General features: G+C 61.2%; 18 protein-coding genes. 8 read left to right on the top strand and 10 right to left on the bottom strand.

Features of this window, described 5'->3' with window-relative positions:
• Window positions 1–103 precede the first annotated feature (103 nt).
• From BA011_RS03970 to BA011_RS03940, 7 genes are all read right to left on the bottom strand, one after another.
• A complete protein-coding gene (locus tag BA011_RS03970; RefSeq protein ID WP_026158618.1) occupies window positions 104–715 on the bottom strand; it encodes a riboflavin synthase in 612 nt (203 codons plus the stop codon).
• A complete protein-coding gene (gene ribD, locus BA011_RS03965) occupies window positions 715–2,022 on the bottom strand; it encodes a bifunctional diaminohydroxyphosphoribosylaminopyrimidine deaminase/5-amino-6-(5-phosphoribosylamino)uracil reductase RibD (protein WP_065279521.1) in 1,308 nt (435 codons plus the stop codon). The genes BA011_RS03970 and ribD overlap by 1 nt, the downstream gene beginning before the upstream one ends.
• Before the next feature lie 3 nt (window positions 2,023–2,025).
• Window positions 2,026–2,502, bottom strand: coding sequence for a transcriptional regulator NrdR (nrdR, locus tag BA011_RS03960; RefSeq protein ID WP_065279520.1), 477 nt, complete (start codon window positions 2,500–2,502; stop codon window positions 2,026–2,028).
• A gap of 9 nt (window positions 2,503–2,511) precedes the next feature.
• Window positions 2,512–3,810 carry a serine hydroxymethyltransferase gene (gene glyA, locus BA011_RS03955; protein ID WP_011651299.1) on the bottom strand — a complete coding sequence of 433 codons (1,299 nt, stop codon included), beginning with the start codon at window positions 3,808–3,810 and terminating at the stop codon, window positions 2,512–2,514.
• A 215-nt stretch (window positions 3,811–4,025) separates the two neighbouring features.
• Window positions 4,026–5,327: a L,D-transpeptidase family protein gene (locus BA011_RS03950; protein ID WP_065279519.1), complete on the bottom strand. Its 1,302-nt coding sequence runs from the start codon at window positions 5,325–5,327 to the stop codon at window positions 4,026–4,028.
• Between the two features lie 445 nt (window positions 5,328–5,772).
• Window positions 5,773–6,288 carry a transcriptional regulator LdtR gene (gene ldtR / locus BA011_RS03945; protein WP_003547156.1) on the bottom strand — a complete coding sequence of 172 codons (516 nt, stop codon included), beginning with the start codon at window positions 6,286–6,288 and terminating at the stop codon, window positions 5,773–5,775.
• 128 nt (window positions 6,289–6,416) lie between these two features.
• The gene (locus BA011_RS03940; RefSeq protein WP_025394019.1) at window positions 6,417–6,854 is read right to left on the bottom strand and encodes a DUF6163 family protein; all 438 of its coding nucleotides are present in this window, start codon (window positions 6,852–6,854) and stop codon (window positions 6,417–6,419) included.
• 233 nt (window positions 6,855–7,087) lie between these two features.
• Between BA011_RS03940 and hemB the strand changes: the two genes are divergently transcribed.
• From hemB to BA011_RS03910, 6 genes are all read left to right on the top strand, one after another.
• Complete coding sequence (gene hemB / locus BA011_RS03935; protein ID WP_065279518.1) at window positions 7,088–8,101, top strand: porphobilinogen synthase; 1,014 nt, start codon at window positions 7,088–7,090, stop codon at window positions 8,099–8,101.
• 102 nt (window positions 8,102–8,203) lie between these two features.
• A complete protein-coding gene (locus tag BA011_RS03930; protein ID WP_003547150.1) occupies window positions 8,204–8,662 on the top strand; it encodes an RDD family protein in 459 nt (152 codons plus the stop codon).
• Between the two features lie 207 nt (window positions 8,663–8,869).
• Complete coding sequence (locus BA011_RS03925) at window positions 8,870–9,646, top strand: arginyltransferase (RefSeq protein ID WP_017959862.1); 777 nt, start codon at window positions 8,870–8,872, stop codon at window positions 9,644–9,646.
• Complete coding sequence (locus BA011_RS03920) at window positions 9,647–10,534, top strand: DMT family transporter (RefSeq protein ID WP_065279517.1); 888 nt, start codon at window positions 9,647–9,649, stop codon at window positions 10,532–10,534.
• Between the two features lie 59 nt (window positions 10,535–10,593).
• Window positions 10,594–10,815 carry an AbrB/MazE/SpoVT family DNA-binding domain-containing protein gene (locus tag BA011_RS03915; RefSeq protein ID WP_065279516.1) on the top strand — a complete coding sequence of 74 codons (222 nt, stop codon included), beginning with the start codon at window positions 10,594–10,596 and terminating at the stop codon, window positions 10,813–10,815.
• Entirely contained in the window at window positions 10,815–11,204 is a 390-nt protein-coding gene (locus BA011_RS03910; protein WP_065279515.1) for a type II toxin-antitoxin system death-on-curing family toxin, read from the top strand. Before BA011_RS03915 ends, BA011_RS03910 begins: the two co-directional genes overlap by 1 nt.
• Here BA011_RS03910 and BA011_RS03905 read toward each other — a convergent pair.
• Window positions 11,194–11,652 (bottom strand): SRPBCC family protein, encoded by a 459-nt coding sequence (locus BA011_RS03905; RefSeq protein ID WP_065282403.1) that lies wholly within the window; start codon window positions 11,650–11,652, stop codon window positions 11,194–11,196. The genes BA011_RS03910 and BA011_RS03905 overlap by 11 nt on opposite strands.
• 158 nt (window positions 11,653–11,810) lie before the next feature.
• Entirely contained in the window at window positions 11,811–14,066 is a 2,256-nt protein-coding gene (gene parC / locus BA011_RS03900; protein ID WP_065279514.1) for a DNA topoisomerase IV subunit A, read from the bottom strand.
• 506 nt (window positions 14,067–14,572) lie between these two features.
• Here parC and BA011_RS03895 point away from each other — a divergent pair.
• Entirely contained in the window at window positions 14,573–15,760 is a 1,188-nt protein-coding gene (locus tag BA011_RS03895) for a hypothetical protein (RefSeq protein WP_065279513.1), read from the top strand.
• Between the two features lie 59 nt (window positions 15,761–15,819).
• On the opposite strand, the gene BA011_RS03890 is transcribed toward BA011_RS03895, so the two are convergent.
• Complete coding sequence (locus BA011_RS03890; protein WP_151343382.1) at window positions 15,820–16,461, bottom strand: TetR/AcrR family transcriptional regulator; 642 nt, start codon at window positions 16,459–16,461, stop codon at window positions 15,820–15,822.
• Window positions 16,462–16,527: 66 nt separating this feature from the next.
• Here BA011_RS03890 and BA011_RS03885 point away from each other — a divergent pair, with 66 nt between their 5' ends.
• Complete coding sequence (locus tag BA011_RS03885; RefSeq protein WP_065279512.1) at window positions 16,528–17,694, top strand: serine hydrolase domain-containing protein; 1,167 nt, start codon at window positions 16,528–16,530, stop codon at window positions 17,692–17,694.
• Window positions 17,695–17,748: the final 54 nt, after the last annotated feature.

Below are 17,748 nucleotides of genomic sequence, written 5' to 3'. Positions count from 1 at the left end.
GTCGCAGACCGTGCAGTTGGATGCGTCGACGAGCGCCTGACGTTGTTCAGCGCCCTGCATGCCAGTCGTGGTGTGACACTGGAAACCGTTACAGGTTTTTGATTCAGGTGCTCGGGAATTCCGCCAGCCGGGCGGCGTAACGCGCCATGGTGTCGACTTCGAAATTGACGAAATCGCCGGCCTTGCGATCGCCCCAGGTGGTGACCTCGAGCGTGTGGCGGATGAGCAGCACGTCGAAATCCGTGCCGTCGACCGCATTGACCGTCAGCGAGGTGCCGTCGAGTGCGATCGAACCCTTGGGGGCGACGAATTTCGCCAGATGTTCCGGCGCGCGCAGGCGGTAGCGTGTGGCGTCGCCCTCTGCCGTCACCGAGAGGATTTCCGCCTTGCCGTCGACATGGCCGGAAACGATGTGGCCGCCGAGTTCATCACCGATCTTCAGCGACCGTTCGAGATTGATGCGGCTGCCCTCCTGCCAGGCGCCGATCGTCGTCAGCCGCAGCGCCTCTTCCCAGGCCTCGACCTCGAACCAGCGACCGTTGCTGCCTTCCTGCGGCAGGCCGGTGACGGTGAGGCAGATGCCGGAGTGAGAGATGGATGCGCCCATATCGATGGTCGCCGGGTCGTAACTCGTCGCAACGCGGAGCTTGATGCCCTCCTTCAGCGGCGAAACGGATTCGATCGTACCGATATCGGTGACTATTCCGGTGAACATCAAAGCCCTCTTTCGTATTCGTCCAGGCGATCTTCGCCGAACATCAGCGTGCCCGTATGGGCAAAACCCGATGGTATGTCGGTTGCATCAAGCGGGGATTCAATACCGCGCTCGCCGATGACGACAGGCGCCTGATAAAGCTGGATGCGGTCGACGAGGCCAGCCTCGAGGAAAAGCCGCGCCGTCTTTGCGCCACCCTCGACCAGGAGCGAGGAAATACCGCGCGTCGCGAGTGCCGGCAACAGGACTTCCGGATGATAGGGATTGCAGTAGAGCACCTCGACGCCGGCGGCTTCGAGGGCTGCGCGGCGGGAGTCCATGTCTGTGGGTGAGGCACCCCCCTCTGCCCTGCCGGGCATCTCCCCCACAAGGGGGGAGATCGGATCGGGGTTAGCCCCTTGCCCTACGTCTTGCCTCAAGGCGAAATCATCACCATCGGAAACTGGGGAATTCGGATCGCGCCTCTTGCCGATCTCCCCCCCTGTGGGGGAGATGCCCGGCAGGGCAGAGGGGGGTAACCCCTCCGCATCAGCCGACAACGGCCATACTTCCTCGCTCGCCACCACGATGACCGGCACTTCCCGCGCCGTCTCGACGAGCTTGCTGGTCAGCGGCAATGCGAGAGACGGATCGAGCACGATGCGGATCGGCAATTGCGGTTCAAGACCTGGCGTCCGTACCGTCAGCAGCGGATCATCCGTAATCGCGGTGCCGATGCCGACCAGGATCGCATCGGTTTCGGCGCGCAGCGCCTGCACCTGGGCGCGGGCCTCCGGGCCGGTTATCGCCACCTGCCCTGCCCCCTCGCGACCGATCATGCCATCGGCGGAAACGGCAAGCTTGAGAGTCACATAGGGGCGGTTCTTCGTCTGGCGGGTGAGATAGGCGGCAAGCGAGTGCCGGCCCTCGGCCTCCAGCGCGCCGGCATCCACTTCTATGCCGGATTCGCGCAGCATGGCGATGCCGCGGCCGGAGACACGCGGATCGGGATCGGTGACGCTGATGACGACGCGGGCGACGCCACAGGCGATCAGCGCCTCGGAACAGGGCGGCGTCCTGCCGTGATGCGAGCAGGGTTCGAGCGTCACATAGGCGGTTGCGCCGCGGGCGAGCGCGCCGGCTTCAGCGAGCGCCTGCGTCTCGGCATGCGGGCGGCCACTGAGCGCCGTCACCGCACGGCCGACGATGACGCCATCCCTGACGATCAGGCAGCCGACGGAGGGGTTGGTGGCGGTGCGGCCGAGATGCCAGCGCGACAGGCGGATCGCAGCCGCCATGAAACGTTCGTCATGCGGCGTGATGCTCATGGCTCACCTGTCCAGCGGGTCGCGGCCAATCTTGGCGTTGATTTCGGAAATGACCTTCTCGAAATCCTCGGCAAGCGAGAAATCCCGATAGACCGAGGCGTAGCGCACGAAGCCGACATCATCGAGGCTCTTCATGGCTTCCAGCACCTGCAGGCCGATCTGTTCGGAGGAGATTTCGGTCTCGCCGGAGCTTTCAAGACGCCGGACGATGCCGGAGACGGCGCGTTCGATGCGGTCCCGCTCGACCGGGCGTTTGCGCAGGGCCACTTCGAAGGAGCGCACCAGCTTGTCGCGGTCGAAGGGCACCTTGCGGCCGGTCTTCTTGATGACCATCAGCTCGCGCAGCTGCACACGCTCGAACGTGGTGAAGCGGCCGCCGCAATCCGGGCAGATGCGCCGCCGGCGGATGGACGTGTTGTCCTCCGCCGGGCGCGAATCCTTGACCTGAGTATCTTCCGAACCGCAATAGGGGCAGCGCATCCCTACTCCTTATCCCATGTAGCCGTACATGGGGAAGCGGTCGGTGAGGCTGACCACCTTGCCGCGTACGGCGGCTTCGACGGCGGCGTTGCCTTCATCGGAATTGGCGACCTTCAGGCCGTCGAGAACTTCGACGATCAGATTGCCGATCTCGCGGAATTCCGCTTCCTTGAAGCCGCGGGTCGTGCCGGCAGGAGCGCCGAGGCGCACACCCGAGGTGACGAAGGGCTTTTCCGGATCGAAGGGAATGCCGTTCTTGTTGCAGGTGACATAGGCGCGGCCAAGCGCTGCCTCGGCGCGCTTACCGGTGGCATTCTTCTTGCGCAGGTCGACCAGCATCAGGTGGTTGTCGGTACCGCCGGAGACGACGTCGAGGCCGCCCGATATCAGCGTTTCGGCAAGCGCCTTGGCGTTCTTGACCACCTGGGCGGCATAATCCTTGAATTCCGGCTGCAGCGCCTCGCCGAAGGCCACAGCCTTGGCGGCGATGATGTGCATCAGCGGGCCGCCCTGCAGACCGGGGAAGACAGCCGAATTGAACTTCTTCGCCAGATCCTCGTCATTGGTGAGGATGACGCCGCCGCGCGGGCCGCGCAACGACTTGTGGGTCGTCGTCGTCGCGACATGGCAATGCGGGAATGGCGACGGATGAACGCCACCGGCGACAAGGCCGGCGATGTGGGCCATGTCGACCATCAGATAGGCGCCGACGCTGTCGGCGATCTCGCGGAAGCGCTTCCAGTCCCAGATACGGGAATAGGCAGTGCCGCCGGCGATGATGAGCTTCGGCTTGGTTTCCTCGGCCTTGCGGGCGACTTCATCCATGTCGAGCAGGTTGTCGCCTTCGCGCACGCCGTAGGAGACGACGTTGAACCACTTGCCGGACATGTTGACCGGCGAACCATGCGTGAGGTGGCCGCCCGAGTTCAGGTCGAGCCCCATGAAGGTATCGCCGGGCTGCAGCAGCGCCAGGAACACGGCCTGGTTCATCTGCGAACCGGAATTCGGCTGGACGTTGGCGAAATTGACGCCGAACAGCTTCTTGGCGCGCTCGATCGCCAGTTCCTCGGCGATATCGACGAACTGGCAGCCGCCGTAATAACGCTTGCCGGGATAACCCTCGGCATATTTGTTGGTCATGATGGAGCCCTGGGCTTCCAGCACGGCGCGGGAGACGATGTTCTCAGAAGCGATCAGTTCGATCTCGTGCCGTTGGCGACCGAGTTCCTTTCCGATCGCGCCGAAAATGTCCGGATCGACGTCCGCGAGCGAGCGATTGAAGAAGGATTCGGTGGAAGCATTGGTCATGGGCGGGCTCCTCAACTGGAATGCGCTGAGGTATTAGCCTTCCGCCGTGGCAAGGGCAATACGAAGAACGACATTTGCTGAGCAAAGCGCGCGCTCACGCTCTTTTGCGGTCGCTCCGTGCCGATCTTTGACGGCCATCTCAAGAACCGCTTCCCACATAAAAAAACCGCGCCGGAAAAAGCGCGGTTTTCAAATTGCGATGCAGAGGTCGCCGCTTACTGGACCGGCTGTTCCATGCCAGCTGTGGTGTCGAGCGCCAGCTCGGCATTGCCGTCCATCTGATAGATGTCGTCGCGGAACTGGACGATGCCGTCGGGCATGCCCCAAGCAGAGATATAGACGAAATAGACCGGAACTTCCGCGGCGAGTTTGATCGGTGTGTTGACGCCGGTTGCGATCACTTGCTCCATCTGCTGGCGGTTCCAGCCGGGCGTTTCGCGCAGCAGCCAGTTCGTCAGGTCGCGCACGTTCTGAACGCGGACGCAGCCCGAAGATTCAAAGCGCATGAGCTTGTTGAACAGGCCCTGCTGCGGCGTGTCGTGCATATACTCGCCGTTCTTGTTGTAGAAGTTGATCTTCGTCGACGCCATGGCGTTGGTCTTGCCGGGGTCCTGACGGAACATCAGGTTCGGCGCTTCGCCGTTCCAGTCGATGGTCTCGGGGGCGACTTCATTGCCCTTGCCGTCGAGCAGACGAATGGCATTCTTTTCGAGATAGGTCGGATCCTTGCGCATCAGCGGCATGATGTCTTTCTCGACGATCGAGCGCGGTGCCGTCCAGTAAGGATTGAGGATGACCTCGTAAATCTTCGAATTGACGAGATGCGTCGGGCGGCTGAGACGGCCGACAACCGCGGTGTGACGCGTCGCGACACTGCCGTTTTCAACAGCCTCCACATAGGCGGCCGGGATGTTGACCATCAGGTGACGGCGGCCCAAATCTTCAGGGAAGGTCTGCAGACGGACGACATTGGTGTTCAGCTGCTGCAGGCGGACATCGGCGGGGATGTTCATCGCCTTCAGCGTGAATTCGCCGAGAACGCCATCGGCCGGCAGCCCGTGACGCGCCTGGAAGCGCTTGACGGCGCCATCGACATAGGAATCGAAGGCGTTGGACAGGCCGGCCTCGCGCGGCAGATCGCCGGTGATCGCAAGGCGCTGGCGCAGCGCCTGGACGGCGGGAGAGCTGACGCCGAGTTGCAGACGCTGGTCACCGGGATTGACCTCAGGCCAGCCACCGGCTGCTGCGATCTGCTGATACTGCATGATCGCCTGCTGGGCGCTCGCGACCGATTGGGGCCCGAGGATCGGCGTGTTGGAAACCATGGCGGTCGCCGTGCGCGACGCCGCCTTGGCGTCGAACTGGTCGTCCCAGTTGCCGCGGCGCGGCGCATTGATCAGCGTATCGAGCGCCGATTGCGCGAATGCCGGCGCGGCAAGCGCGCTGGCGCCAACCGTTGCCGCGGACGCAAGGAAGGCGCGGCGCGAGAGAGCTTCAATTCCGTTTTTCTTCGACATAGTCCCAACCACTGAATGCCGCTATAAAGAGAATCTGCGGCCTTTTGCGATATCACTGCGCTTTAACGCAGATCCCAGTCCATTCGTTGTCCCGGCGCACCGAAAAATTCCGCTTGCCCCATCACAAGATTGCGATGCGGCAGCCTGAACACTCCTGATCGGTCCATTGAAAGCGCCGGTTGTTAAGCTTCCGCTGCCACACCAATATGGCCAATTCGTGTTGCCAGGCCGGAAGACGGACTTGCCGACTGCCGGAAACAGGACGCAACGAACCATATGACGGGGTAAAGCGTGCCGGTTAATAACGGCTAAAAAACGGCTTGAAAACACGCGAGAACGCTTGGCCCGCCCTGCGTTGCAAAGATGCCACGCAAGAGCAAACGGCAAAACCGGACACGCAGGGACGCATCCGGTTTTGGTCAACCCTGGAAGGAGGTCAGGGGTCTCAGAGACGGTACAAAATCTGGTCGTTCCAGAAACGGTCCAGACGCTGGAGCAGCTTGTTCATCTGGGTGAACTCGTCTGTGCCGATGCCGCCGACCTTGTCGATCGAGGCGATGTGGCGTTCGTAGAGCTTGGCCACCGTTTCGGCGATGTCCTGGCCGGTTTCGGTTAGGCTGATGCGGACCGAGCGGCGGTCGATGCGCGAGCGCTGGTGGTTGATGAAACCGAGATCGACCAGCTTCTTGACGTTGTAGGAGACGTTGGAGCCGAGATAGTAGCCACGCGAGCGCAGCTCGCCGGCGGTCAGCTCGGAATTGCCGATGTTGAAAAGGAGCAGCGCCTGGATGGCATTGACGTCGCTGCGACCCTGACGGTCGAATTCGTCCTTGATGACGTCGAGAAGACGACGGTGCAGACGTTCAACGAGATGAAGGGATTCCATGTAAAGATCACGGATGTCGTGGTCCTGCTGGTCACGGAAGGTCGATACCGCCTGCGGCTTGATTTTCGTGTTCATATTGACTGCCTCACTGTTTGTTTGGCGGTGTGTTTTCTTCCCGCCTTGAGTGAGACCCTATCGAATACATATAAAATTCGACTTAAACCGCAGGCTTAACAGAGCCTTACCGGTAACTCCACGTTGTCTCAGGGTAAATCAACACTTACCTGACGGCGATGCCGGCGCTTTTCCAGCCAGAGCAGCAGGCGGAAAATCAAGTAGACCACCGCGACGATGACATGCAGCAGGATGATCAGCTGGTTGGGGCCGAAAATATCCGGCAGCAGGCCATACATGAGGATTTGTCCGCCGGCGGCCAGCACCCAGATGACCGGCCCCCAGGAGACGGTCAGCCAGAGGCCGAGGGAGGCAACGGGGAAGAGCACGGCGAGGCTGGTGCTCGCCACCTTCCACGGCAGGCTCAAAAGATCGAAGCGGCCGGCGCCCACCAGCGAATAGCCGACGAGCATCGCCCAATATTGCAGGCCGAACCAGAAGCAGGATAAGGCAACCAGCCTCAGGAAGAGAATGAAGAGGATATCCGCCAGTGTGCGTTTCGGTATCGTCGGGGATTCGGTTTCCATAGCGCAGACATCGGTTTGGGGTTGCATCTTCATAAAGAACGCCGCGTGTCTGACAAGACGCGCTGGAGAACGCTTTATCACTTTGAGTTTGCGCATACCCCCGAAAAATCGATTCCGATTATCGGCATCATGCGCCAGAGGTTCTTCCGCCGCGGCCAATCGTCCGGTTTGGATTTTCCAGGCGCCATGATAATGAGCGCTCCGATAAATGGAATGGGCCAGGGACAGATATCATGCAGGATAGGACTCATCTCGTCGACGACATCACCGGCCATCGCCGCATGCGGCGCAACCGCAAGGCGGATTGGACACGCCGGCTGGTGCAGGAGAACCGGCTGACCGTCGACGACCTGATCTGGCCGATCTTCATCGTGCCGGGTTCCGGCATCGTCGATCCGATCGCTGCCATGCCCGGCGTCAACCGGATGAGCATCGACAAGGCCGTCGAAGCCGCGCGGGAAGCGGCCGGCCTCGGCATTCCGGCGCTTGCCACCTTTCCGAATATAGAGATGGAGCTGCGCGACGAGACCGGCTCGAACAGCCTCGAAGCCAATAACCTGATCAATCAGGCGACGGCGGCGATCAAGAAGGCGGTGCCAAATATCGGCATCATCACCGACGTCGCGCTCGATCCCTTCACCAGCCACGGCCATGACGGCATTCTCAGAGGCAGCGAAATCGTCAACGACGAGACGGTCGACCAGGTGGCGCGCGCCGCCGTGATGCAGGCGGATGCCGGTGCCGACATCATCGCGCCGTCGGAGATGATGGACGGACGCATCGGCGCGATCCGCATGGCGCTCGATGCAGCCGGCCACCAGAGCGTCGGCATCATGAGCTATGCGACGAAATTCGCCTCCGCCTTCTACGGTCCCTATCGCGAGGCGATCTCGACGGGCGGGCTGCTGAAAGGTGACAAGAAGACCTATTATATCGACCCCGCCAACGGCACCGAGGCGATCCGCGACGCGGCCCTCGATGTCGAGGAAGGCGCCGACATGCTGATGGTCAAGCCCGGCCTGCCCTATCTCGATATCTGCTGGCGGATGAAGGAGGCCTTTGGCCTGCCGACCTTTGCCTACCAGGTTTCTGGCGAATATACACAGATCAAGGCGGCGGCGATGAACGGCTGGATCGATGGCGAGCGGGCGATGCTCGAAACGCTGCTGTCGTTCAAGCGAGCGGGATGCGACGGTATACTTACCTATTTCGCGGTCGAAGTGGCGAAAATTCTCGCAAAGCGATGATTGGGCCGAACCGTCCGAAAAATCATCCAAATCTAGAGCAAATATTGCATTTTGCCCTGCCGATACCATATCAGCGGCATCGTTTTTCCGCAGGAGATTGAGATGAGCTACAACCCCAATCCGCTTTATGCCGCACCGGAGGACTGGCGCGCCTATAGCGGCGTGTTGAGCCGCCGGGTCTTCGCTTTCATTCTCGACTATGTCATCGTGGCGCTGCTGTGCATTCCCGCAGCGATCGTGCTGTTCTTCCTGTCGATCGTCACGCTGGGGCTCGGCTTCTTTCTCTACCCTGCCCTCTTCGTTATCGTCGCCGGCATTTACTTCGGCCTGACAGTGGGCGGGCCGAGCCAGGCCTCGCTCGGCATGCGCGCCATGGGGATCGCAATCGTGCGCGTCGACGGACGGCCGATGGATTTCATGACGGCGATCGTGCATCTGGCACTGTTCTGGATCCTCAACTCGGTGCTGACGCCGCTCATCCTGCTTGCCGGCCTGTTCATCGAACGCAGCCGTCTTGTTCACGACCTACTTGTGGGCACGGCGACGGTGCGCACGGCCTGAGACTTTTGGCTGAAACCCTAACTGCAATCCCAGGGCGGAGACGAAATAAAGTCTCCGCCTTCTCTTTGCCGACGGGCGCCGGCGCTCCATATCTAAAATTAGAAGACTGATATGAAGGGCGAAACGCGCCCCGCTGTTGACGTTTTTTATTCTTAGGTCATGCTGTCAGGAAACGGCACGGTCTCGACAAGGAAATTTCCGCGACAAATGAATACGCAGACGACGCCATCCCCGCAGTTTTATCTGACGGCTCCGGCTGCGTGTCCGTACCTGCCGCATGAGATGGAGCGCAAGGTATTCACCCATCTGGTCGGCCCGCGTGCCGCCGAGATGAACGACATCCTGACGCAGGGCGGTTTCCGCCGCTCGCAGAACATCGCTTATCGCCCGGCCTGCGAATCCTGTCGCGCCTGCGTTTCCGTGCGAATTCTCGCCCAGGAATTCGAGCCGACCAAATCGATGAAGCGGGTGCTTGCCGCAAATTCCGACGTCATCGCTACCGAATTCGCGGCCCAGCCCTCCAGCGAGCAATATTCACTCTTTCGACGCTATCTCGATTTTCGCCACCAGCAGGGCGGCATGTCCGACATGACCGTGCTCGACTATGCCATCATGGTGGAAGACACGCATGTGAATACGAGGATCATCGAATATCGCCTGCGTGAGGAAGGCTCAGGACTGGAGCAGCGCCCGAAAGGCGAACTGCTTGGCGCTGCGCTGACCGACACGATGAGCGACGGTTTGTCGATGGTCTATTCCTATTTCAATCCCGCCCTCGAACGGCGTTCGCTCGGCACCTTCATGATTCTCGATCATGTCCGGCGCACGAAAGCGCTGGGATTGCCGCATGTCTACCTCGGCTACTGGGTTCAAGGGTCGCGGAAAATGGACTACAAGACGCGCTTCCAGCCGCAGGAGCATCTGACCCCGCGCGGCTGGGAACGCTTCGATCCCTCGTCCATGCCCGAGAGCACCCACGACTGAATGTTCCCCACCGCTCTTTCCGACCATCGGAAGGGCCTGCTGCTGACGGCGATCGGCGGGCTGGCGCTTTCCGTGGATATCCCGCTCATGCGGCTCGCCGACGGCGAGCTGTGGTCGATCCTTGCCGCGAGAAGCATCGCGACCCTTGGCGTGACGCTTCTGGTCGCCACAGTGCTCAGGATCGCCAACGGGCGATGGCCAGTGCTCGTGCCGGGCTGGCCGGGCCTCGTCACCGGCCTGCTCTACGGGTTGACGACGGTGGTCTTCCTTCTTGCCGTTTTCAACACGTCGACGGCCAATGTCGTATTCATCGTCGCATTCAATCCGATGTTCGCCGCCCTTCTTTCGTGGATTTTCCTCAAGGAGCGGCCGGCGCTACCAACGCTGATCGCCATGGCGGCGATGATCTTCGGTGTCGGTCTGATCGTGCGGGATGGGCTTTCGGGCGGCCATCTCTTCGGCGATATCATGGCACTGCTGACCGCCTTCATCATTGCCGCCGCCATCACCGTCAGCCGCGCCTCGCGCCGGGAGATGGGCTTCGTCTCGCTTCTTTCGACGGTGCTGCCGGCGGTGGTCGGCCTGATCTTAATCATGCCGGCAGGCGGTTTTTCGATCGAGCATCCCGCCTGGATCCTCCTTAATGGCGCGGTCATGATGCCGCTTGCCCTCTGGTGCCTGGCGACCGGGCCGCGTTACCTCTCGGCGCCTGAAGTCGGCATGTTCTACCTGCTCGAAACCGTGCTCGCACCGATCTGGGTCTGGCTGATCTTTGCCGAAACGCCGACGAAGATGACACTGGTCGGCGGCGGCATCCTGGTGGCGGCAATCGCGGCGCATTCCGCCTGGATGGTGCGGAGGAAAAGCATCAGGCAAATGGCAGGCTAGGACGTTGTCACCTGCTCGGCCTCATGTTATAACTCCGTTACCACACCGAGGATGAAGCGATGAACGTCACGATCCGCAAGATCGGCAATTCCGAGGGTATTATCATCCCTAAGGAAACCCTCGACCGTCTTGGATTGAAGACCGGCGATTCACTGGAATTGCAGTTGGAAAACGGCGGTATCATTTTGAAGCCGGCCGATGAGGATTTGTCTCGTCAGCTCGAGGCGGCGCGATATTTCATGGACAAGTATAAGGTCGCCTTGAAAAAGCTGGCCGAATAATGGCCTTCAAATTCCTGACGAGATCATTGGTGGAGAGCCTGCAGAAAATGCAGATCGAGCGCTTCGGCGGTCTCACAGGACTGCGTGACGAAGGTGCGCTGGAATCTGCTCTCGGCCGGCCGATGCACAAGGCAAATTACGGCTGCGACGACGTCATCGAACTCGCCGCCGCATATCTTTTCGGTCTTGCCCGCAACCACGCATTCGTCGACGGCAACAAGCGGATCGCGATCGTAACCGCCGGTGTGTTCCTTCTCGAAAATGGCTACGAGATCGAAACGACCGATGCCAATCTCTACGCTTTCGTTCTTGCCGTAACCGCTGGCGAGATCGACGAAGAAGGTGCGACCCGCTTCCTTCGAGATTTCAGCATACCGCTCAACCCGTAGCCTTGAACTGCTCCTGCTCCAGTTCCCTGCCAAGCCCTTCGACCACATGCGCCCAGCCTTGCCGGGTCTTTTCCTCGTGTTCGGCCCATTCGGCGCACATTTCATGGGTCAGCGTCAAACGGCTGCCGCCGCCAAGAGGCTCGATGTTGATCTCGACGCGGTCGCAATTGTGGTCGTGTTCCTCGACGGAGAAACTGAAGACCATGCGCTGCGGGCGCTTCAGTTCCAGGAAGACGCCCTGGTGGAAGGCGTCGCCGGTCGGGCGGCGGTCGACGACGAAGAAACGGCCGCCGACACGCGGATCGATATCGGCACGGATGACATGACCGTCATCGGTCGCAAACAGGAAGCGGCGGGCGATTTCGGGGTTGAGCCAGGCGTCGTAAACGACAGCGGGCGACACTTTGTAGGTGTGGCTGACATGCAATTTGATGGTGCTGGCGGGCATCGATTTTCCTCCGTTGAGGGCGCGCGCACTTTCCCCAAGCGCACGGGCCTCGGCCATTCCGTCCGCCTTCGGAGCTGGCCTGTTCGTATTTTTGGTAACAGGAGTGAGATAGAGGAATTGTCGCGCCCGCCAAGAGTCGGGCGCGGAATTTTTAGGCCTCAGCCGGCGAATTTGCCGCTGCGCGGGAAGCCCTTCGGCACGGTGCGGCCGGCGGTGGCGCGATCGGCCAGCCATTCGGCGAGCTCGTCCTTGTTCTTCGTGAACGTGCGGCCGGCGCTATCTTCCCAGACGAGGCCGTCTGATATCGCAAAGCAGCGGACGTCGGAAATGCCGCCATCCTTGTAACGCTGCAAGCGTACGCCCTTGCCGCGCGACATTTCCGGCACCTGCGCCAGCGGGAAGACCAGCAACTTGCGGTTTTCACCGACGACGGCGACATGGTCGCCGCTGACGGGCACGAGCAGCTGCGTTTCCTCAGGCAGCCCGACATTCATGATCTGCTTGCCCTTGCGGGTATTGGCAACCAGCTCGGCCTCCGGAACGACGAAGCCGTTGCCGGCGGTCGAGACGATCAGCTGCTTGCGCGAGGGATCATGGACGAAAGCGGTCAGCACCGCCTGATCGTTATCCATATCGACGATGATGCGCAGCGGCTCGCCGTGACCGCGACCGCCCGGCAACTTATCGCCGCCGAGCGTGAAGGCCTTGCCGCCTGTGGTGACAATCAGGATCTTGTCCGTCGTCTGCGCCGGGAAGGCGATCTTCAAGCCGTCGCCTTCCTTGAAGGTCAGCGTCGCCGTGTCGGCGATATGGCCCTTCAATGCGCGGATCCAGCCTTTTTCGGAAATGACGACGGTGATCGGTTCCTTCTCGATCATCGCCTGCTGGATTGCTTCCTCGTCGGTCTCGGGCGCCTCGGCAAACTGGGTCCGGCGGCGGCCGACCTCGGTCGCCTTGGCGAATTTCTTCTTCACTTCGCCGATTTCCCAGGCGACCGTCTGCCACTGCTTGTCGTCGGAGGAAAGTAACGCCTCGATCTCGCCCTTTTCCTTGGTGAGTTCAGCGAATTCCTTACGGATCTCGAACTCTTCCAGCTTGCGCAGGGCGCGCAACCGCATATTGAGGATCGCCTCGACCTGATTGTCAGTGAGATCCCAGCGCGCCATCATCACCGGCTTCGGCTCGTCCTCCTCGCGGATGATGCGGATGACCTCATCGATGTTGAGGTAGGCAACCAGCAGGCCGCTGAGGATTTCAAGGCGTCTATCGATCGCGGCGAGACGGAAGCGCGAGCGGCGTTGCAGAACTTCCCGGCGGTGGTCCAGCCACTCCTTCAACACCTCGTTTAGCGCCATGACCCGCGGGATGCGCCCCATGGAGAGCACGTTCATGTTGAGTGGGAAGCGGCTTTCGAGCTCCGTCAGCTTGAACATCGATTCCATCAGGATCGTCGGATCGACGCTGCGGGTCTTCGGCACCAGCACGACACGAATGTCCTCGGCCGATTCGTCGCGAATATCTTCCAGCAGCGGCAGCTTACGGGCGATCAGCAGCTCAGCGATCTTCTCGATCAGCCGCGATTTCTGCACCTGGAAGGGAATTTCGGTGATGACGATCTGGTAACCGCCGCGGCCGAGATCTTCCGTCTGCCATTTCGCCCGCACGCGGAAACCGCCGCGGCCGGTGCGGTAGCTCTCGATGATGCTTTCGCGGTTGTCGATGATGATGCCGCCGGTGGGGAAATCCGGGCCGGGAATGAATTCGACGAGCTTTTCGACGGTCGCATCTGGATGCTTGATCAGATGCAGGGCGGCATCGCAAAGCTCGTGCGCATTGTGCGACGGGATCGAGGTCGCCATGCCGACGGCGATGCCGGAGGAACCGTTGGCGAGCAGGTTCGGGAAGGCGCCGGGAAGGACGACCGGCTCGGAATTCGATTCGTCGTAAGTGTCGCGGAAATCGACGGCATCCTGGTCGATGCCTTCGAGCAGTAGTTCGGAGACCGCCGTCATCTTCGATTCGGTGTAACGCATGGCGGCGGGGCTATCGCCGTCGATATTGCCGAAATTGCCCTGGCCGTTGACCAGTGTGTAGCGCTGCGAGAAGTCCTGGGCGAGACGGGCAAGCGCATCGTAGATCGACTGGTCGCCGTGTGGATGGTAGTTACCCATCACCTCGCCGACGATCTTGGCGCATTTCCTGAAGGCCGAGTTCGGCCTCAGCCCCATCTCGTTCATCGCGTAGACGATGCGGCGATGGACAGGCTTCAGCCCGTCGCGCACGTCGGGCAGGGCGCGGTGCATGATGGTCGACAACGCATAGGCAAGGTAACGCTGCTCGAGCGCCGCCTTGAGGTCGACCGGCTGGATGTGATCGTCGTCTCCGCCTGAAGGCGGCAAAATCTCTTGTCCCATAGGTTCTGACTAGAGCCTTTCCTGATCAGATTGCAGCATTCTGCCGGAGCAGATTTTCGTCAGGGCAGAGGCGATTGGCGAAGGGCATACCTCTTGGTACGTCCGAGCCGATCGCCTCTGTCCTGGCGGAAAGATGCCCGGCCCTTCGGGTTGGCTGAAACGGGCCGGCTGATCGACCGGCCGGCTTGGCCGTAGAGCTTGGCTACGACGCGCGCCGGCCGGTCGACCATCCGACTCCGTTTGAGCCAACAGAATTGCTTCAATCTGACCAGGAAAGGCTCTAGCTCAGAAGAGGCCGGCGGGCAAGGAATCGGGGCCATTGCAGCTGTGGATGAAGTCTTGGGAGTGACATCAAAGGATGAGACAAACGCGCCGCCGCAATTTGGACTTCGTTTGCCGTTCCTCTCAACAAAAATTTAGAGGTCGGCAAATATAAAGCAGGCCCAATCCGTAGTAGCATCACTGCAGATTTCCAACCGCCACCACGCCACCAGAGGAATCACCCCATGAATTTTTACCGGACAACGCGGCTGATGCTGTCGAGCGCAGCCTTTTTCTCGCTTGCCGGCTCGGCTTTCGCTCTCGACGGCGCCGATCTGCTGAAGAAGCTCAATGCCGCCTATGCCGCACAAGGCGGAACGATTTCGGCTGACAGCGTCGATATCGACGGCACGACCGCGACGCTGAAGAATGTCAGCGTCAAATCTGCCGGCGGCGAAAGCCTGGCCGTTGGCGAAGTCACCCTTTCCGGCGTCGAGGAAGACGAGGATGGCGGCTATTACATCGAAGAGGCCGCCTTCCCCGACATCAACACCACGAAAGACGGGGTCACGGTCACGGCGCAGGAGCTGACGCTCGGCGGCATCTCGATCCCGGCAACGCCGGGCGGCGACACGCTCGATACCATGATGCTCTACGAAACTGCCCATACCGGCCCGCTGAAGGTGGTCAAGGATGGGGCGGAATTGTTCTCGGTGCTCGAAAGCAACGTCAACCTGACGCTGCGCGAAGACGAATCCGGCTTCGATTTCGACGGCGCCTTCAAAAGCATGAAGGCCGATCTCAGCAAGGCTGAAGATCCGCAGAGCAAGGACGCGATCGAGAAGCTTGCCCTGCAGCACATCCAGGGCGACATCACCATGAAGGGCGCCTGGGAACTCGCCCCCGGCACGATCGACATTTCGGAATTCGCCTTCGACTTCACCAATATCGGCAAGCTGAACCTTGGCTTCAAGATCTCGGGCTACACGATGCCCTTCGTGAAGTCGCTGCAGGATGCGATGAAGCAATCCGAAGCCAACCCGAACAAGGAAGAATCGCAGCAGGCGCTAGGTCTTGCCATGCTCGGCCTGATGCAGCAGTTGTCTTTCGAGGGCGCACAGGTGCGTTTCGAAGATGCCTCGATCACCAAGCGCGCGCTCGATTATGCCGGCGCGCAGCAGAACATATCCGGCAAGCAGATGGCGGATTCGCTGAAGGCCATGACGCCGATCATGCTGGCGCAGCTCAATATCCCGGAACTGCAGAACGCCGTTTCGGCAGCGGTCAACACCTTCCTCGACGACCCGAAGAGCCTGACCGTCAAGGCCGCTCCCGAAAAGCCGGTGCCGTTCCCGACGATCGTGGGCGCCGCCATGGGCGCTCCGAACACGCTGCCGCAGGTGCTTGGCGTCAAGGTTACCGCCAACGACTGATCGCTTCAATCTCGCGATGAAAGGCCCGGCAGCCAGTGAACTGCCGGGCCTTTTCGTTTTCAGGCGCGATGACGGCCGACCTCGGCGATGGCGAGGACTGCGATATCAAGCAACTCCTCTAGCGATGCGCCGTCCCTCGCCTGCACCGACATGCCCTGGATGATGGCACCGAGGAACCGTGCCAGCGCGCGGGGGGTCGTCTCTGGCTTCATGTCGCCCTCGCGGATGCCACGCTCGATCCTTGCCGCGAAAGCATCCAGCGACCGACGGCGCATCGCTGCGACATGGTCGGCGATCACGGCATTCTCGCTGGCGCAGTTCAGCACGGCCGTCGAGATCATGCAGCCTTTCGGATGCTCCGGCGCCGAGAAAATCGCAGCCGAGCCCCGCAATATGCGCTCGAAGGCGGAGACGGTGTCGATCGGCTCGCCGAGCGCGGAAAACGTATCGGCGCCCAGCCCTCGGTATTGCTCCAGCGCCGCGCGATAGAGATCGGCTTTCGAGTTGAAGGCGGCATAGAGGCTTTGCGGCGTGATGCCCATGGCGGCGGTGAGATCGGCGATCGAGGCACCCTCATATCCATGCGCCCAGAAGGTCTCGCGGGCAGCCGACAGCACGGTCTCGCGGTCGAAGGCCGGCGGACGGCCGCGGCGGCGAGCGGCGGGATTTTTCATGTCAGCACTATTTTTCACAATGATCACTCTAGAAATTCGAGGTGGCTTTCTATATTCAGGAACGGTCATTGTGATTATAGAAGGTTTAATCTGATGAGTCTTCCCCTCGAAATGGCAGACGCCGATAGGAATTTATCGCTGGCAGCAGCGGTCGATGCGGCCATCACAAGTGCTCTCGACGACAAACGGCTTGTGGGAACGGTAGTGCTTATCGCCCGCGACGGAGACATCGTCCATCGCCGCGCCGCCGGCCTCGCCGACCGCGAAAATGGTCTGGCGATGCGCGAGGACACCATTTTCAGGCTTGCCTCCATCACCAAGCCGATCGCCACCATCGCCGCGATGCGGCTCGTCGAGCAGGGAAGAATCGGGCTCGACGACCCGGTGGCGAGGTGGCTGCCGGACTTCCGGCCAAGGCTGCCTGACGGCAGCGAGGCGATCATCCGTATCCGCCACCTGCTGACCCATACGTCCGGCCTCAGCTACAGCTTCTTCGAAGACGACGATGCCTATGCCCGCGCCGGCGTTTCCGACGGCCTCGCTGAACCCGGGTTGCCGCTGGCCGAGAACCTGCGGCGGATCGCCAGCGCGCCACTGCGCTTCGCGCCGGGCGGCGATTGGCAATATTCCGTCGCCATGGATGTTCTGGGCGGCGTCATCGAGGCGGAAACCGGCGTGCCGCTGGGCGAGGCCGTCGCTGAACTGGTGACGAAACCGCTTGGCCTTGTCGACACGGCGTTTTCGGTTCGCGACCGCAGCCGGCTGGCAGCGGCCTATATGGACGCTTCACCCGAACCGGCGCTGATGGGCGAGGAGGCGCTGGTAATGTCGCTGATGGGTCCTATCCGCTTCGCGCCAAACCGCATCTTCGACCCCACCTCCTATCATTCCGGCGGCGCTGGCATGGCGGGAACGGCGGGTGATATCCTGGCCATACTCGAAACCATCCGTAGGGGTGGCGCACCGCTGCTCTCGACTGAAACCGTAGGGATGATGATGACGGACCAGGCCGGCGGGCGTCGCCAGCAGCACGAACCCGGCTCCGGCTTTGGCTTCGGCTGGTCAGTTATCACCAATCCGGCCGAGGCAGGCGTCCCCTTCCCCAAGGGCACTTTGAAATGGGGCGGCGTCTATGGCCATAGCTGGTTCATCGACCCGGTCAACGGGCTGACCGTCGTTGCGCTGACCAACACGACACTGGAGGGCATGTGGGGCAAGTTCACAGTCGATCTTCGCGAAGCAATCTACGCGGCATTGTGAGCGAACGAACAAAATGGAAAGCCCGGCGATTTGCCGGGCTTTTGCATTCGGGAT

It is taken from the genome of Rhizobium leguminosarum (assembly GCF_001679785.1).
GTDB classification, from domain to species: Bacteria; Pseudomonadota; Alphaproteobacteria; order Rhizobiales; family Rhizobiaceae; genus Rhizobium; species Rhizobium leguminosarum_R.
Note: the sequence above shows the minus strand (reverse complement) of the source record. Positions and strands in the feature narration are given on the sequence as shown.